At 71.0% G+C, this 16,641-nt stretch carries 14 protein-coding genes; 3 read left to right on the top strand and 11 right to left on the bottom strand.

All coding sequences use genetic code 11. From position 1 onward, the window contains the following. Nucleotides 1-93: 93 nt before the first annotated feature. The 3 genes from AB0C12_RS30440 to AB0C12_RS30430 all read right to left on the bottom strand — a co-directional run bounded on the left by AB0C12_RS30440 (nt 94) and on the right by AB0C12_RS30430 (nt 3,069). Entirely contained in the window at nt 94-816 is a 723-nt protein-coding gene (locus AB0C12_RS30440) for a PP2C family serine/threonine-protein phosphatase (protein ID WP_360553276.1), read from the bottom strand. Nucleotides 817-907: 91 nt separating this feature from the next. After that, nucleotides 908-1,933 (bottom strand): hypothetical protein, encoded by a 1,026-nt coding sequence (locus AB0C12_RS30435; RefSeq protein WP_360553275.1) that lies wholly within the window; start codon nt 1,931-1,933, stop codon nt 908-910. After that, nucleotides 1,930-3,069, bottom strand: coding sequence for a transporter substrate-binding domain-containing protein (locus tag AB0C12_RS30430; RefSeq protein ID WP_360553274.1), 1,140 nt, complete (start codon nt 3,067-3,069; stop codon nt 1,930-1,932). Before AB0C12_RS30430 ends, AB0C12_RS30435 begins: the two co-directional genes overlap by 4 nt. A gap of 156 nt (nt 3,070-3,225) precedes the next feature. On the opposite strand from AB0C12_RS30430, the gene AB0C12_RS30425 reads away from it, so the two are divergent. Further along, nucleotides 3,226-3,975, top strand: coding sequence for a hypothetical protein (locus AB0C12_RS30425; protein ID WP_360553273.1), 750 nt, complete (start codon nt 3,226-3,228; stop codon nt 3,973-3,975). Nucleotides 3,976-3,990: 15 nt separating this feature from the next. Here AB0C12_RS30425 and treZ read toward each other — a convergent pair whose 3' ends face one another. From treZ to glgX, 3 genes are read right to left on the bottom strand one after another with little or no spacing between them, the layout of a single operon-like run. Further along, nucleotides 3,991-5,724 carry a malto-oligosyltrehalose trehalohydrolase gene (treZ, locus tag AB0C12_RS30420; protein ID WP_360553272.1) on the bottom strand — a complete coding sequence of 578 codons (1,734 nt, stop codon included), beginning with the start codon at nt 5,722-5,724 and terminating at the stop codon, nt 3,991-3,993. Further along, entirely contained in the window at nt 5,724-7,991 is a 2,268-nt protein-coding gene (gene treY / locus AB0C12_RS30415; protein ID WP_360553271.1) for a malto-oligosyltrehalose synthase, read from the bottom strand. Before treY ends, treZ begins: the two co-directional genes overlap by 1 nt. A gap of 2 nt (nt 7,992-7,993) precedes the next feature. Then, nucleotides 7,994-10,105, bottom strand: coding sequence for a glycogen debranching protein GlgX (gene glgX, locus AB0C12_RS30410; RefSeq protein WP_360553270.1), 2,112 nt, complete (start codon nt 10,103-10,105; stop codon nt 7,994-7,996). Between the two features lie 271 nt (nt 10,106-10,376). Between glgX and AB0C12_RS30405 the strand changes: the two genes are divergently transcribed. Continuing rightward, nucleotides 10,377-11,354, top strand: coding sequence for an ATP-binding cassette domain-containing protein (locus tag AB0C12_RS30405; RefSeq protein WP_360553269.1), 978 nt, complete (start codon nt 10,377-10,379; stop codon nt 11,352-11,354). Beyond that, nucleotides 11,351-12,202: an ABC transporter permease gene (locus AB0C12_RS30400; protein WP_360553268.1), complete on the top strand. Its 852-nt coding sequence runs from the start codon at nt 11,351-11,353 to the stop codon at nt 12,200-12,202. Before AB0C12_RS30405 ends, AB0C12_RS30400 begins: the two co-directional genes overlap by 4 nt. Nucleotides 12,203-12,262: 60 nt before the next feature. On the opposite strand, the gene AB0C12_RS30395 is transcribed toward AB0C12_RS30400, so the two are convergent. From AB0C12_RS30395 to AB0C12_RS30375, 5 genes are all read right to left on the bottom strand, one after another. Beyond that, nucleotides 12,263-12,574, bottom strand: a complete 312-nt coding sequence (locus AB0C12_RS30395; RefSeq protein ID WP_360553267.1) for a hypothetical protein — start codon at nt 12,572-12,574, stop codon at nt 12,263-12,265. 225 nt (nt 12,575-12,799) lie between these two features. Continuing rightward, nucleotides 12,800-13,825: a hypothetical protein gene (locus AB0C12_RS30390; RefSeq protein WP_360553266.1), complete on the bottom strand. Its 1,026-nt coding sequence runs from the start codon at nt 13,823-13,825 to the stop codon at nt 12,800-12,802. A 43-nt stretch (nt 13,826-13,868) separates the two neighbouring features. Beyond that, nucleotides 13,869-14,792, bottom strand: coding sequence for a ketopantoate reductase family protein (locus tag AB0C12_RS30385; protein WP_360553265.1), 924 nt, complete (start codon nt 14,790-14,792; stop codon nt 13,869-13,871). Beyond that, nucleotides 14,792-15,058 (bottom strand): UBP-type zinc finger domain-containing protein, encoded by a 267-nt coding sequence (locus AB0C12_RS30380; protein ID WP_360553264.1) that lies wholly within the window; start codon nt 15,056-15,058, stop codon nt 14,792-14,794. The genes AB0C12_RS30385 and AB0C12_RS30380 overlap by 1 nt, the downstream gene beginning before the upstream one ends. Continuing rightward, on the bottom strand, nt 15,055-16,629 hold the full coding sequence (locus AB0C12_RS30375) for a Na+/H+ antiporter (RefSeq protein WP_360553263.1): 1,575 nt from the start codon (nt 16,627-16,629) through the stop codon (nt 15,055-15,057). Before AB0C12_RS30375 ends, AB0C12_RS30380 begins: the two co-directional genes overlap by 4 nt. Nucleotides 16,630-16,641: the final 12 nt, after the last annotated feature.

The raw sequence follows: 16,641 nt of genomic DNA, 5'->3' as shown, positions 1-16,641 counted from the left end.
AGCAGAGCCGCGGCTGGCCGTCCCGCGACCGGAGTAAGGTACCGCAGCCCCGGGCCGCTGCGGGAAGCCCGCGGCGCCCCGGGATCACGCCGCTCAGTCGACGGCGACCAGATCGGCGACGATCACCGTGATGTTGTCCGGGCCGCCGCCCTGCAGAGCCAGATCGAGCAGCCGTTCGGCGCAGCTCTGCGGGGCGTCGCAGTCGAGCAGCTCAGCCTCGATCCGCTCGGCCGTGACCACGGTGGTGAGGCCGTCGCTGCACAGCAGCCAGCGATCGCCCGGCTCGGGCTCGACGATCACGTACGACGGGCTGACCGGCTCGCCCTGCAGCGCCTGGGTGACGACCGCGCGGCGCGGGTGGCTGCCCGCCTCCTCCGGCCGGATCAGGCCCTGGTCGACCAGCATCTGCACGTACGTGTCGTCCTTGGTGAGCTGGTTGAGCCGGCCGTCGCGCAGCAGGTAGGCCCGGGAGTCGCCGACGTGGGCGAGGGCGGCCCGGTCGCCGGAGAAGATCACGGCGGTCAGCGTGGTGCCCATGCCCTGCAGGGCGGCGTCGGTGGCGACGGTCTCGGCGATCCGGCCGTTGGCCACCTCGAGCGCCTTGTGCAGCGCGTCCATCTGGCTGTCGTTGTCGATCGGCACGTCGAGGGAGGTCATCGCCTCGACGGCGAGGCGGCTCGCGACGTCGCCGGCGGCCATGCCGCCCATCCCGTCCGCGACGACGAGGAGCCGGTCACCGGCGTAGTAAGCGTCCTGGTTGTTGCTCCGGACGTGGCCTCTATCGGTGACGGCCGCCCACCGCAGGTGCAAGGTCATGGCGTGCAGCCTGCCAGGTCCGGTCCAACCTGTCTGCACGTGGTCGGCGGCGCGTCGCGACAAGCCGTGCGTACCCGTGCAAAACCGGAGGTCATCGCGGCCGCAGCGGGCGGCCGAGGCAGCGCGGGTCGACGTCGGTGACCGGCCGGGTGGGTGCGACCCATTCCAGCGCGGACTCGTCGATCGGCCAGCCGCGTACCGTGATCCGGCTCTTCTGGGTCCGGATCGGCTCCGGGCACAGGGTCTTGGACCGCACGTCGGCGTTGGGGATGAACAGCACCTCGCCGCCGCGCCGCAGAATGGTGGTGGCGGTGTCGTCGACGGTGATCAGCTGGCCGCGGACGACTTCGACGGCGGCACCCTCGGCCCCGATCTCCACGGCGCTGTTGGGCAGCACCGGCGCGCGCAGGAAGACCACACCGATCACGAACGGGGCGACGATCATCGCGCCGACGGCCGGCCAGTGCGTGGCGAGCCGGGCCGCGCGGGGCGGGAGCGGCCCGGTGAGCAGCCAGCCGAGCAGCGACGGGGCGATCAGCAGGGCGGCCGTGCCGTACTCGCCGGCGGCCAGCGACATCCGGATGCCCGGCCGGACCCAGAGCAGGATCAGCAGGCCGAGCACGATCGGGACCACCAGGGTGACCACGGTCAGCATCCGGCGCTCGCCGGGGTAGCGCTGCACCGCGGTCAGCGCCAGGATGACGGCGACCAGCATGAGCAGGGTGGGCAGCAGGCGCAGTTGCCAGGTGAAGCCGGCCAGCGCCACCGCGACCGCCACCACCCAGTCCGGCATGCGCAGGGCGGTGAGCGCCAGCAGCGAGCGCCGGGCGGCCTCCTCCTGGTCGGGTGAGCTGATCAGCAGCAGGCCGCCGAGGGCCCGCAGCACCAGCACGACGGCCGGGACGGTCCAGATCAGCGTGATGATCAGCGCGCTGATCATGCCGAGCGGGCTGATGTACTGCACCAGCAGCAGCATCGTCGGCAGGTCCTGCCGGCTCAGGTACCAGAGCCGGAGCACGAGCAGCACCAGCGGGAACGCGGGCAGCGCGGTGAGCACCCAGTTGAGCTGGTTGCGGCGCACCCGGCGGGCCGGCCGGGCGAACGGCGTCACGGTCACGGGACCACCTCCTCCCAGGGCAGCTCCCGGACCCGGGGCCGGGCGGTGACCGGCTGCCCGGGCCGGGACAGCGGCACGAGCTGACCGTCGGCCGCCTTGTTCCGCGCCGTCTCGGGCAGGATGTTGTTCTGGTACGCCTGCTCCCAGCGCGCGTCCTTCGGGTCTTTGAAGGACCGGTAGAGCGTGATGTTGACGAGGTCACGCAGGGCCGCGTTGGCGCCGACGCTGACGCCCCACGCCTCGGTCTTGTCCAGGCCCAGATCCCAGTGGTCGTACTTGTCCGGGTGACGGGCCTTGTAGCCGCCGAGGATGGCCGCGTCGGTGGTGACCGCGTCGACCTTCTCGTCGTCCAGCAGCCGGAAGCACTCGGAGATCCGGTTCCGCCGGGTGATCCTGGCGTCGGAGTCGTCGGCGGTCTTCGCGCTGGTGGAGCTGGACAGCGAGCAGACGTCCTTGTCCTTGAACTCCTCCAGGCTGGCGACCTTGTCATGACCTTTGAGGGTGATCACCGACTGCTCGGTGTGCAGGTACGACTGGGTGAACATGACGTTGGGCTCGCGCTCACGCTCCTCGGTGATGCTGTAGCTGGCGATCACCATCTTGACCGGCACCGGTTTGCCGTCCAGGTCGGTGGCCTCCATCCGGGCCCGGTCCTCGCTCTCGATGCCGTAGAAGCGCACCTCGTCGCGGCGGAAACCCAGATCCTCGGCGATCATGTACGCGATGTCGATGTCGAAGCCGCGCCAGACGCCGTCCACGGGGTTGCGCTCGGCGATGCCGGGCTGATCGTCCTTGACCGCGATGGGCAGCGTCTGCCACTCGTCGACGCCGGCGGTGCGGCGCAGGTCCTCGATCGAGGGCGGGCCGATGTGGAAGAGCCGCACCCAGGAGAACGCCAGCACCAGAATGATGATCACGCCGACCGCCACCAGCCGCCACGGGGCCAGCGAGCCGCCCCAGGTGCGCACCAGGCGATCGGGCCGGGCGAAGGCGGGCGGGAAGTCGGTCTGGGTGAAGGTGCGCCGCAGCCCGGTCATCGCCCGCTGGGCGCGGGCCGAGCGGGGGCGGCGCGGCGCGGGCACCCGCCGGTGCACAACCACCTTGCGGACCTGCGCCCCGGCGTTCTCGTCGTCCATCGTCGACACTGTTCTCCCGTTCGGCGTACCGGAGCGACCATGGTGCCGGACCAATGTCACGGAACGGGGTCGCGGTCACCGACACGACACCGGGCCCGCCCGGCGCCAGCCGGCGGGGACGGCATAGCGACCACCGGTTCGGGGTATGCGCGCCTCATGAGGATCGCTGCGACCCTGACGGCAGCCGCCGTCGCCGCGGCCGTGGCGGTGCGTGTCGCGCACTCCCGGGACCGCCGTTTCCTGCACCCCGACGGCCGTTCCTTCACCGGGGACCTGGAGGTCCGGGGGACGCTCGAACCGACCGGCGCTGAGCTGTTCGACCGCCCGGGCCGGCACCCGGTCACCCTGCGGATCTCCAAGGGCATCGGCACCCGGCCCGGCCGCCCCGACATCCTGGGGGTCGCCGTGCGGGTGCACGGACCTGTCGCGGGACGGCGGCACGACCTGCTCTTCTCCACCGCCGGCCGGGGCCGGGTGCTGCGGCACGTGCCGGTTCCCCGGGGCAGCTTCGACACCGTGTACGGCTCGATCCTGCCGTACCGGACCGGCTCGGGACGCACGTTCCACCTCGGTGTGCAGGCCGACCCGGACGCCGGCCCGCTCGGCCGTACCCTCGAATCGGTGAGCGCCGCGGCCCGGCACGACGGCGGGGTTCTGCTGCTCGCGCTGGCCGACGGCAGCGCCGTCGAGGTCGTCGGCCGGTTGCGCTTCGGCGCCGAACTGGCCCCGAAGCAGGACGCGGAGCTCGCGTTCGATCCGGTCCGTAATGTCCCGGCGGACCTGCACCCGGTCGGTCTGGTGCACGGCAGCCGGGCGCTGGCCTACCGGCTGAGCCAGCGCTGGCGCGGCGCCCGGCCGGCCACGCCGAACCCGGCGGCCGTGGTGCGGACGAACCTGCACCGCTGACCGCCGGGTCCCGGCTCAGCGGAAGGCGACCACCACGGCGGTCTCAGCCGGGAGCTCGACGCGGTCGCGCTGCAGCACCACGCCCTGCTCGGTGGCCAGCAGCACGCTGCGCGGCACCGCGCGCAGACTGATCGTCTGCGGCACCGGCGCCAGGTTCACGGCCACCGCGCAGTTCCCGCGGCGCATCACCACGTACTGGTCGCCGTGCCAGACCTCGACCTGGTCCAGGCGCGGGTCGGACAGGTCGGCGCGGCTGCGGCGCAGCGCGATCAGCTGACGGTGCAGCTGGAGGATCTCGGCGTGGCCGGGCTTCTCCCGCTCATCCCAGTTCAGCTTGGAACGCTCGAACGTCGCCGGGTCCTGCGGGTCGGGCACCTCGGCCTCGGCCCAGCCGTGCGAGGCGAACTCGCGGCGCCGGCCGTTCTGCACGGCCGCGGCCAGCTCCGGCTCGGGGTGACTGGTGAAGAACTGCCACGGGTTGCCGGCCGCCCACTCCTCGCCCATGAACAGCATCGGAGTGAACGGTGAGGTGAACAGCAGCGTGGCGCCGATCTTGAGCCGGCCCGGCGACAGCGTGGCGGACAGCCGGTCACCGATCGCCCGGTTGCCGATCTGGTCGTGGTTCTGCAGGTACGCGACGAACCGGTGCCCCGGGATCCGGGCGCGGTCGACCGGGCGGCCGTGCCGGCGGTGGCGGAAGCTCGACCAGGTGCCGGCGTGGAAGAAGGCACCGGTCAGTACGGTCTCCAGGCTCTCCAGCGAGCCGAAGTCGCCGTAGTAGCCCTGCCGCTCGCCGGTCAGCAGGGCGTGCAGCACGTGGTGCACATCGTCGTCCCACTGGCCCTGCAGGCCGTAGCCGTTGGCCTCGCGCGGGGTGATCAGCTTCGGGTCGTTGAGGTCCGACTCGGCGATCAGGGACAGCGGCCGGTTGAGGTGGGTGGACAGGCTCTCCACCTCGATCGCCATCTGCTCCAGCAGGTGTACGGCGTTGTGGTCGGCCAGCGCGTGCACGGCGTCGAGCCGCAACCCGTCGACGTGGTAGTCCCGCAGCCAGCCGAGCACGTTGTCGATGATGTAGCGGCGGACCTCCTCCGACAGCGGGCCGTCGAGGTTGACCGAGTCGCCCCACGGGTTGCTGCCGGCGGCGCTGAGGTAGGGCGCGAACATCGGGGCGTACGCGCCGCTGGGCCCGAAGTGGTTGTAGACCACGTCCAGGACCACGCCGATGCCCTTGCGATGGGCGGCGTCCACGAACCGCTTGAGCCCGTCCGGGCCGCCGTACGCTTCGTGCGGGGCGTACCAGCAGACGCCGTCGTAGCCCCAGTTGTACTCGCCGTTGAAGGAGTTGACCGGCAGCAGCTCGACCAGGTCGATGCCGAGCTCGACGAGGTGATCCAGCCGCTCGATGGCCGCGTCGAAGGTGCCCTGCGGGGTGAACGTGCCGACGTGCAGCTCGTACAGGACCGAGCCCGGGAGCTGGCGGCCGGTCCAGGAACCGTCGGTCCACCGGAAGGCCGCGTGGTCGTACACCCGGCTGGGGCCGTGCACGCCCTCGGGCTGCCACGCCGAGCGCGGGTCGGGCAGCCCTCCGTCGTGATCCGGCAGCACGTACGCGTAGTCGGTCCCCGGCCCGGCCTCGGGCACGTCGAGGCGCCACCAGCCGTCGTCGCCGCGTTCCATGTCACGGTCCGTGCCGTCGATCCGCAGCCGGACGGTCTTCTCGGGAACCCAGACTTCGAAGAGCGTCATTACTCTTTCACCAGCAGTGCGACGGGATAGATGTGCAGCAGATCGGCCACCGCCAGGCGGTTACCGCCGTAACTGGTGTTCGTGAAGACTTCCGTCCAGGTGTGGCCGTCAAGTGTCAGCGTGGTGTCGTGCCAGCCGCCGTGGCGTGACAATCCGACCGGGAGCCGGGTCGCGACCGCCACCACCCCGCCCCGGTCGAAGGCGAGCACGTGGTCGGACACCCGGCCCTCGGCGAAGACCGGCCGGTAGCCGGTGAACAGCTCCGGCCGCTGCCGGCGCAACCGCAGCGTACGGCTGGTCACCAGCAGCTTCGCCGCGCCGGTCTCGTCGACCGGCGGCTGCCAGCCGTCGTCGAGGCGGCCCAGCAGCTCGCGGCGCAGGCCGAAGTCGACCGGCCGCCGGTTGTCCGGGTCGACCAGCGAGAAGTCCCACAGCTCGGTGCCCTGGTAGGTGTCGGGCACGCCGGGCATGGCCAGCTGGACCAGCTTCTGGCCGAGCGAGTTGGACCAGCCCGGCGCGGTGATCGACGCGGCGAAGTCACCGATCTCGGTGTGCAGGGCCGGGTCGTCGTAGATCTTGTCGACCATCTCGCGCAGCGCGGTCTCGAACCGGTCGTCGGGGTGCTGCCAGGTGGTCGAGACCGCGCCCTCCCGGGCGGCCTTGAGCGCGTACGCCTGCAGCCGTTCCCGTTCGATCGGCCAGGCACCGACCGCGGCCTGCCAGATCAGGTGGGCCAGGGCCGGATCGCTCAGCGGGGCCGCGCGTACCCAGCGGCGCACCACCTCGGTCCAGTCCCCGGGCAGCTCGCTGAGCACGGCGAGCCGGGCCCGGACGTCCTCGCTGCGCTTGGTGTCGTGGGTGGAGAGCGTGGTCATCGTCTCGGGCCAGCGGCCCTGCCGCTCGTCGGCGTACTCGTGGAACTCGTCCGGGTGGACACCGAACTTGGCCGGGTCGTTGCCGACCTCGTTACGGGCGGTGAACCGGGTCCACCGGTAGAACGCGGTGTCCTCGACGCCCTTGGCCATGACCGCGCCGGTGTACTGCTGGAACCGCGCGGCCAGCTCGTCGTCGGCGCGCCGGAGCCGGGCGGTGAGCTGGTCCAGCGCGGGGATCAGCTCCGGGCGCCGCCGGCCCGCCTCGGACCGGGCCCTGGCCAGGTGCCGGGTGCCGAACGGCAGGTAGGACCGGTAGACCGGGAAGCAGGCGGCCAGCTCGGCCAGCGCGCGCGGAGCGGCCTCGATCTCCGGCACCAGCCGGCACATCCGGGCCAGCTCGGCGGCCAGCAGCGTGGTCGCGGCCTGCAGCTTGGTCTGGTGCACCAGATCCTGCCAGCTGCGCTCACCGCCGGTCAGGTGGTGGTCGAGGGTGTCGAAGAACGCCTCCGTGCCCGGGTCGACGAAGACGCCGCAGATCTCGGAGAGCGCGTCGTAGCCCGTCGTGCCGGCCACCGGCCAGTCCGGGAGCTGCTCGCCGGGCTCGAGGATCTTCTCGACCGTGAGCCAGGCGTCCGGTGCGCGCTCGTGCAGCCGCCGCAGGTAGTCCCCCGGGTCGCGCAGGCCGTCCGGGTGATCGACCCGGATGCCCTGCACGGCGCCCTCGTCGTACCAGCGCAGGATCTCGCGGTGGGTGGCCTCGAACACCTCGGGGTCCTCGACCCGCAGGCCGGCCAGGTCGACGATGGCGAAGAACCGGCGGTAGTTCAGCTCCGAGTCGCCGCGGGTCCAGTTGACCAGCTCGTAGTGCTGCCGGTCGTGCACCTCGCGCGCGGTGCCCCCGGCGGTGCCGTCGGCGATCGGGTAGCGCTTGTCGTAGTAGTGCAGCTCGTCGCCCTCGACCTTGAGCTCGTCCAGCGCGGCCGGGTCGTCGGCCAGGACCGGCAGCAGCAGCCGGCCGCGGGACCAGTCGATGTCGTAGAACTTCGCGTACGCGGACTGCTCACCGTGCTTGAGCACGTCCCACCAGGTCGGGTTGGCCGACGGGACGCCCACGCCCGCGTGGTTGGGCACGATGTCGATCACCAGGCCCAGGCCGGCGCCGTCCAGGGCGGCCTTGAGGGCCAGCCGGCCCTCCTCGCCGCCGAGCGCCGGGTTGACCTGGCTGTGGTCGACGACGTCGTAGCCGTGCTCGGAGCCGGGCGTGGCGGTCAGCAGCGGCGCGGTGTAGAGGTGGCTGACGCCGAGATCGGCCAGGTATTCGGCGAGCTCGGCCGTGGACTTCAGGGGGAATTCGGGGCGGACCTGAACGCGGTAGGTACCAGTGGGGAACAAAGTCAGACCGTCCTGTCCAAGACGATGAGGGAGCGGTCCGGCACGAGGATGGAGGAGCCCGCCTCGACGACCGAGGGCCGGTCCGGCGACGGCTCGGCGGTCTCGATGACCTTCTCCCACTTCTCGCCGTACTCCGTGGGGGGCGTGTGGAACTCGATGGGCGCGTCGTGGGCGTTGAAGAAGAGCAGGAAGGAGCTGTCCACGTGGCGCTGGCCGTACTGGCCGCGCTCGCGGATGCCCTCGCCGTTGACGAACAGCGCCACCGCGCGCCCGAAGTCGTTGCCCCAGTCGTCACCGGCCATCTGCCGGCCGTCCGGGGTGAACCATTCCAGGTCGGGCAGCGGGTCGCCGCCGCCACGTGCGGTCACCGGCAGGCCGGTGAAGAACCGGCGGCGCTGGAAGACCTGGTGACGGTGCCGGAACGCGGTCAGCTTGCGGGTGAACTCCAGCAGCGTCTCGTCGGCGTTGTCCCAGTCGATCCAGCTGATCTCGTTGTCCTGGCAGTACGCGTTGTTGTTGCCCTGTTGGGTGCGGCCCAGCTCGTCGCCGTGCGAGATCATCGGCACGCCCTGGCTGAGCATCAGCGTGGCCAGGAAGTTGCGCCGCTGCTTGGCCCGCAGCTGCAGCACCTGCTGGTCGTCGGTCGGGCCCTCGGTGCCGCAGTTCCAGGACCGGTTGTGGCTCTCGCCGTCGCGGTTCTCCTCGCCGTTGGCCTCGTTGTGCTTGTCGTTGTACGAGACCAGGTCGTTGAGGGTGAAGCCGTCGTGCGCGGTCACGAAGTTGATCGAGTGGAACGGCTTGCGGCCGTCGTCCTGGTAGAGGTCGGCCGAGCCGGTGATGCGGCTGGCGAACTCGGCCAGGGTGGCCGGCTCGCCGCGCCAGAAGTCGCGCACGGTGTCGCGGTACTTGCCGTTCCACTCGGTCCAGTTCGGCGGGAAGTTGCCGACCTGATAGCCGCCCGGGCCGACGTCCCACGGCTCGGCGATGAGCTTGACCTGCCCGACCACCGGGTCCTGCTGGACCACCTCGAAGAAGGTGGAGAGCCGGTCCACGTCGTAGAACTCGCGGGCCAGGGTGGAGGCGAGGTCGAAGCGGAAACCGTCGACGTGCATCTCGGTCACCCAGTAGCGCAGCGAGTCCATGATCAGCTGGAGGCTCTGCGGGCTGCGCACGTTGAGGCTGTTACCCGTACCCGTGTAGTCCATGTAGAAATTGGGCTGATCGTCGACCAGACGGTAGTAGGTCCGGTTGTCGATGCCCTTGAGGCTCAGCGTCGGGCCGAGGTGGTTGCCCTCCGCCGTGTGGTTGTAGACGACGTCGAGGATGACCTCCATCCCGGCCATGTGCAGCGCTTTGACCATGGCCCGGAACTCGCTGGTCTGCTGGCCGAGCGAGCCCATGGCCGAATAACCGTGGTACGGCGCGAAGAAGCCGAGCGTGTTGTAACCCCAGTAGTTACGCAGCCCCAGGTCGGCCAGCCGGTTGTCGTGCACGAACTGGTGCACCGGCATCAGCTCGACGGCGGTCACCCCGAGCTGCTTGAGGTGCTCGATGATCGCCGGGTGGCCCAGGGCCGCGTACGTGCCCCGCATGTCCCGGGGCACCTCGGGGTGCCGCTCGGTCAGGCCCTTGACGTGCGTCTCGTAGATCACCGAGTGGTGGTACGGGATGTCCGGGCGCCGGTCGTTGCCCCAGTCGAAGTACGGGTTGACCACGACGCCCTTGGCCATGTGCGGCGCGGAGTCGAGGTCCGACATCTCGTCCGGGTTGTCGAAGTCGTAGGCGTACAGCGAGGGGTGCCACGCGATGTCCGCGTCGACCGCCCGCGCGTACGGGTCCAGCAGCAGCTTGTGCGGGTTGCACCGCAGGCCGCGCGACGGGTCGTACGGGCCGTACACCCGGTAGCCGTAGCGCTGCCCGGGCTCGACCCCGGGCAGATAGGCGTGCCAGACGAAGGCGTCCTGTTCGTGCAGCTGTACCTTCCGCTCGTTGCCCGACGGATCGAACAGGCAGAGCTCCACCGCCTCGGCGACCTCCGAGAAGATCGCGAAGTTGGTGCCCGTGCCGTCGTACGTCGCGCCCAGTGGATACCGGTGACCCGGCCACACCTGCATGTGCTGCTCCCACCCTCGACCGTCGGTACCCTGCGGCCGCGAGGGCCTCACCGCTGGGCGGGCCCGTGTCTTCCCCGCACGGGCGAAGCTCAATCCTGCGCGGCCGTGTCAGCGGTCATTCTCACCGATGGGGCTGCCGGCGTCTCGGCGACTGTCCGGTTACCCACTGAGACTTCCCCCTTTCGCTCAGTACATGCCACGAAATAGGTGGTTTAGAGCGGCCGGCCCCCGGGGCCGGAAAAATGTCACAGGGGTCCGGCACCATGCCGGCATGAGTGCACCGGCCATCGAGACCTCGGAGCTCGTCAAGACCTTCGGGGACAACCGCGCGGTCGACGGCGTCGACCTGACGGTGCCGGCCGGCACCGTCTACGGCCTGCTGGGCCCCAACGGAGCAGGCAAGACCACGGTGGTGCGCATGCTCGCCACCCTGCTGAGACCCGACGGCGGCAGCGCCCGGGTGTTCGGCAACGACATCGTGTCCGAGGCCGACGCCGTCCGGGCCCGGGTCAGCCTCACCGGTCAGTACGCCTCGGTCGACGAGGACCTGACCGGCACGGAGAACCTCATCCTGCTGGCCCGCCTGCTCGGCCACTCCCGGCCCCGGGCCCGCGAGCGTGCCGCGCAGCTGCTGGAGGCGTTCGGCTTGACCGACGCCGCCGACCGGCAGGTCAAGAAGTATTCCGGCGGCATGCGCCGCCGGCTGGACATCGGCGCGAGCATCCTCAACACGCCGGATCTGCTGTTCCTCGACGAGCCGACTACCGGCCTGGACCCGCGCAGCCGCAACCAGGTCTGGGACATCATCCGGGTCGTGGTCGCCAACGGCACCACCGTCCTGCTGACCACGCAATATCTCGACGAGGCCGACCGGCTGGCCGGCCGGATCGCGGTGATCGACCACGGCCGGGTCATCGCCGAAGGCACGCCCGGCGAGCTCAAGTCCTCGGTCGGCGCGGGCACGATCCACGTCCGGATCCGCGACGCCGCGCAGCGCGGGGCCGCTGAGCGCGTCCTGTCCACCACACTGGAGACCACGGTCGAGCTGGACGCCGACCCGGTGGCCCTGACCGCGCGGGCCGAGGGCTCCGAGCAGGGCGCCGCCGAGCGCGCCGCCCGGGCGCTGGCCGCCCTGGCCGCCGCCGGGGTCGTGGTCGACGACTTCGCCCTCGGCCAGCCCAGCCTCGACGAGGTGTTCCTGGCCCTCACCGACCGGCCGGCCGAGCAGCCGCAGGAGGCCACGGCATGAGCACCACGACCAGCACCCCCGAGGCGCCCACCGCCTACACCCCGTCCGCCGAGACTCTGGCAGCGGTGCTGACCCGCGGCGAACGCCCCCAGCGCCCGAGCGCCCTGTCGGCGTCCCTGACCTTCGGCTGGCGCGCGATCCTGAAGATCAAGCACGTCCCCGAGCAGCTCTTCGACGTCACCGCGTTCCCGATCATCATGACGCTGATGTTCACGTACCTGTTCGGCGGCGCGCTGGCCGGTTCCACCCGCGACTACCTGCAGTTCTTCCTCCCCGGCATCATGGTCACCAGCGTCGTGATGATCACCATGTACACCGGCGTGGGCCTGAACACCGACATCGAGAAAGGCGTCTTCGACCGCTTCCGCACCCTCCCGGTCTGGCGCCCGGCCGCCCTGGTCGGCATGATCTTCGGTGACGTCCTCCGCTACATCCTGGCGGCCACCGTCATCATGGGCGTCGGCCTGGCCCTGGGCTTCCGCCCCGCCGGCGGCGCGATGGGCGTGGTCGCGGCGATCGCCCTCCTGGTGATCTTCTCCTTCGCCTTCTCCTGGGTCTGGACGATGTTCGGCCTCCTGCTGCGCTCGGAGAAGTCGGTGATGGGCGTCAGCATGCTGGTCCTGATGCCCCTGACCTTCCTGAGCAACGTCTTCGTGGACCCGCGCACGATGCCGGGCTGGCTGCAGGCCTTCGTCGAGGTCAACCCGATCAGCCACCTGGTGACGGGTGTCCGCTCCATGATGGCCGGCAACTGGAACATGCCCGAGATCACCTGGACCCTGCTGGCCAGCGCGGCCTTCGTACTGATCTTCGGCACCCTGACGATGCGCCTCTACAACCGCCGCTGACCCGGGCGGCAGTCGGCTCGACCACTCACCGCCTCTGATGCGTGGTCGACAAGCGCACGGTCATCCGTCACCCCGCCCGGCTTTCGCTTGTTCCGCACCGAGCCCTTCGAGCGCTTCAGCGCCAACTTGCCCGTCCCCTGATCCGGGCCTCGGCCTCGCGAATCTGCCCGGCCACTTTGCGGCCACCGCAGAGGGCGCATCGCCGTCAGGAGTCCGGAGGGCCATCCTGCTGTCCAGATGTTCGTCATAGTGCTCGAACGCGTTGCGCACTTTCTCCACCTCGAAGATGAACGAGTCGTCCTCGACGCCGAGCACCTCCCTGAGCCGATCGCCCCTCCTCTTGGCGAACTTCTTGGTCTGGTTCTGACTCATACCCGGGTAGTCGTCCTTGACGTTCCCGCCTTCAACAGGCGGGCGATGCAGATCGAGGCGAACAGAGCGTGATGGCCTTCCGTGCCTCGTCAGAGGCGAAGCCGGTGGTGACGTTTGGTAGCAATTTCTGCCCGCTCATCTTTTCAGTCTCAGCGGGGACTGACCGCCGCGCAAAAGGGGTTGAGGCGGGAACGGACGCCCGGTCCGACGTTCAGCGCGCCGCCGTCAGGCGGTCTGGCTCAGCACGTCGTTGAAGATCTTCTGGACGACCGCCTTCTGCGCCGGCGGGGCGAACCCTCCCACCCCTACCTGCCACGTCCCGCCGGTGGTCGTGAAGAAGTGACTCATGTCGAGGGTGTACCGGCCCTTGGCGTCCGTCGGCGTCTCCTCGTACCAGGTGCTCTCGTCGTAGGCCCGGGCCTTCGCCCCGGGGTCGAACCACTCCGTGGTGAGCCGGTCCCGCTCCGCCGGCCCGCAGGGCGCCGGGCACGGCCGCAGCATGAGCTGCACCCGTTGTCCGCTTCCCGGGTTGCCCTCGTCGATGCACACTCGGGCCTGCGCCTCCGGGAGGCTGACACGGCCGGCCACGCACCCCCAGGTGCCGGGCGTACGGAACGCGAACGGCCACCCGTTGAACGCCATCGTGTACGTGTCGTCCCCGGCGGCGTAGGCCGGGCCGACCAGCTTGCGGACCGGCGCCGACCTCAGCGTGGGCTTGTCCGACGGGACCACCTCTGTCGGACGCGGCCGGGCCGGGACCGGCGCAACGGCAGTGGGTCGCGCCACCGAGGTGTCGGCATCGGCGTTGTCGAGCAGCGCCGCCACGCCGATACCGCCGCACACGCACAGCAGCAGGACCAGCGGCACCACCACGAGCGCGATCGCCGCCGGCAGGCCGCGGTACTTCTGCGGCGCCGGTCCGATCGCGCCGTCGAGCAGGGCGATCGCCGGTGCGCGGTACTCCACCTCGACCACCTGGCCGGGATGGACGGGGACCACCGTGTCGGCGGTGCCGATCCGCGACGGCAGCAGGTACGGCACGTGCAGGTGGACGTGGTGCTGACCGGGCGGCACCGGCACGACGGTCCGCCCCCAGCGGGCCGGGACCGGCTGACCGTTGATCGCCAGGTACGGCTTGAACAGGCCCAGCATGAAGGTCAGCCACGAGTACCGGGCCGTCACGGCGATGGCGGTCGAGCCCTGGAGTCCAGGCGTGGGCGCGCCCCATGTGGGCTGCGGCGGGTCGTACACGGCGGTCCCTTCCGATCAAGGACTGCGAAGCATACGGCTGCGGTCAGGCGGTCCTGCCGCGGGAGTAGACCGACAGATTTGTGTACGCCGCCGCGTACAACGGCGCGTCGACGCCCAGCCGCTCCGCGTGAGCGACCAGGTCTCCCACGATCGCGTCGGCTTCGACCGGCCGGCCCGCCTGCATGTCGCGGTACATCGACGAGGTCGTCGGGACCTTGCGGGCGTTGGTGATGCTGCCGCGCAGGAATGTCAGTGCCGGCTCGCGCGGCGGGTGGCCCGCTGCCGTCACGATGGCGACCGCTTCGGCGATCACCCGGTCGGTGAAGGCCGGGCCGCCCGGCGCCGCCAGCACCTCGCCCACGGGGCTGCGCATCAGCGTCGTCACCACTCCGAGGCTGGCCAGGAACAGCCACTTCTCCCACATCTGCTGGGTGATCGTGGTCGTGCCCTCGGAGTCGAACTCCGCCCCGGACAGTGCTTCGGTCACCGCCGGCAGGCGTGGATCCGGGCCGCCGTCCAGCGGGCCGTACGCCAACCTCTGCAGTCCGGTGAGCTGCACGACGTCACCCTCGCCGGTCAGGGTGCCGGCGATCATGCACACGCCACCGTAGACGCGGTCGGGGCCGAACGCGGCGGTCAGTTCGCCGATGTGCCGCATGCCGTTGAGCAGCGGAACGATCACCGTGTCCGGTCCTACCGTGGGCTTGAGGTCGTTCAGGGCCCCCGCCAGGCCGTAGCTCTTCACGGCCAGCACGACCAGGGCGTACGGGCCGTCGATCTGCCCCGCCGTGACCGTCCGGACCGGGATGGTGCTCTCCCCGGCCGGGGAGTGGATCCGCAGGCCGCGCTCGGCCAGGGTGGCCGCGCGGGCCGGACGGACCAGGAACGTGACGTCCCGGCCCGCCTCGGCCGGCCGGCCACCGAAGTAGCCCCCGGTCGCGCCGGCGCCCACGACGAGGGTGCGCATCAGGCGCCCAGCACGTCGTCGACGAAGCACCACTTCCAGTTCTCGCCCGGCTCGTAGGAGCGCATCACCGGGTGGCCATCCGTTTCGTAGTGGGCGGACATGTGCCGGCGCGGCGACGAGTCGCAGCAGGCCACGTAGCCGCAGTCCAGGCAGAGGCGCAGGTGCACCCAGTCGTGGTGGCCGTCGGCCACGCACTCGGGGCAACCGCCCTCGTACGGCGCCTGCGGTGTCGGTTCCCCGGCTTCCTTCAGGTGCTGGCAGGTCAATCGTCACTCCGGTTCAGCTGGGACTCTTCCAGGTCGAGATCGCGCTGGGCGCGGGTGAGCACCTCCTCGGAGATGCGCCCCTCGTTGCGGGCGATCTTGAAGACGTGGCGCTCAGCGGTAATCATCTCCCGACGCAGCCGACCGTACGCCGCCGACGGGGTCTCCTGCGTCTGATTGCCCAGCCGTTCCCAGGCGCTGTTGGCCTTGCTGTCGGTCAGCGCCCGCAGCCGGTCGACCACCGACCGGGGTGCGCCGTCGGCCGCGGCCTCCAGCCGTTCCAGCGCCGCGCGGCTCGCCGCGTGCTGCACCGCCGCCTCGGCCAGGGCGTCCTCGGCGGTGGTGTCCTCCTTGACGCCGAGGCGCCGGGCCAGCACCGGCAGGGTCGGCCCCTGGATCAGCAGGGTGAGCACGATGATCGCGAAGGCCACGAAGACGAACAGCTCACGCGGGTAGTCGGCGTTGGGCACGTCCTTGTTGAGCGGCAGGGTCAGCGCCGCGGCCAGGGTGACCACGCCGCGCATGCCGGCCCAGGCGATCACCGTGGGCACGCTCGGCGGCGGGCGTTCCTCCCGGGCCCGGACCCGCGGGATCAGCCGGGCCAGGTACGTGGCCGGATACATCCACGCGAACCGGACCAGCACCAGGGTCAGGAACACCGCTGCGGTGACCGTGACCGTGGTGGCCAGGTCGCGTTCGATCCGGCTGATCAGGTCGCGGATCTGCAGGCCGACCAGCAGGAAGACCACGCCTTCGAGCAGGAACGTGATCAGCCGCCAGACCGCGTCCATCTGCAGCCGCGAGGTCGCCGACAACAGGTACGGGATCCGGTGCCCCAGGTAGAGCCCGGCCACGACGACCGCCACGATGCTGGAGGTGTGCAGCCGCTCGGCCACGATCACCACGACGAACGGGGTGAGCAGCGACACCGCGTCGTCCAGCAGCGAGTCCTCGATCCGCTTGTGCAGCCAGGCGGCGCCCATCGCGGCCGCGAAGCCGATGAGCACCCCGCCGCCCGCCTTGAGCGCGACCTCACCGGCGATCTCCCAGAAGCCGACGGCCGAGCCGAGCAGCGCGCCGACCGAGATCCGCACCAGCACCAGCGCGGAGGCGTCGTTGAGCAGGCTCTCGCCCTCGAGGATGGTGACCACCCGGCGGGGCAGGCCGATGCGGCGGGCGATCGCCGTCGCCGAGACCGCGTCGGGCGGCGCCACCACCGCCCCGAGCGCGATGCAGGCGGACAGCGGCACCTCGGGCAGCAGCGCGTGCACGACGAAGCCGACGGCGAACGCGGTCAGCACGACCAGCCCGACCGCGAGCAGCAGGATCGGGCGCAGAGCGCGGCGGAAGGCGACCACGTTGGTCTGCAGCGCGGCGACGTAGAGCAGGGGCGGCAGGATGCCGATCAGCACCAGCTCCGGCTCGATCTCCACCTCCGGCAGACCGGGGACGAAGGACAGGCCGAGGCCCGCCACCAGCAGGACCAGGGGCGCGATGAAGCCGAGCCGCCGGGCGAGCGCCGCGCCGAGCACGGAGATCGCCACGAGCACGACCGTGTCGACGATGGGTTCCATGCCCGGAAGCTT

It is taken from the genome of Actinoplanes sp. NPDC048967 (genome assembly GCF_040649415.1).
In the GTDB taxonomy this organism is placed as follows: Bacteria; Actinomycetota; Actinomycetes; order Mycobacteriales; family Micromonosporaceae; genus Actinoplanes.
This window is presented reverse-complemented; position numbering and strand designations above follow the sequence as displayed.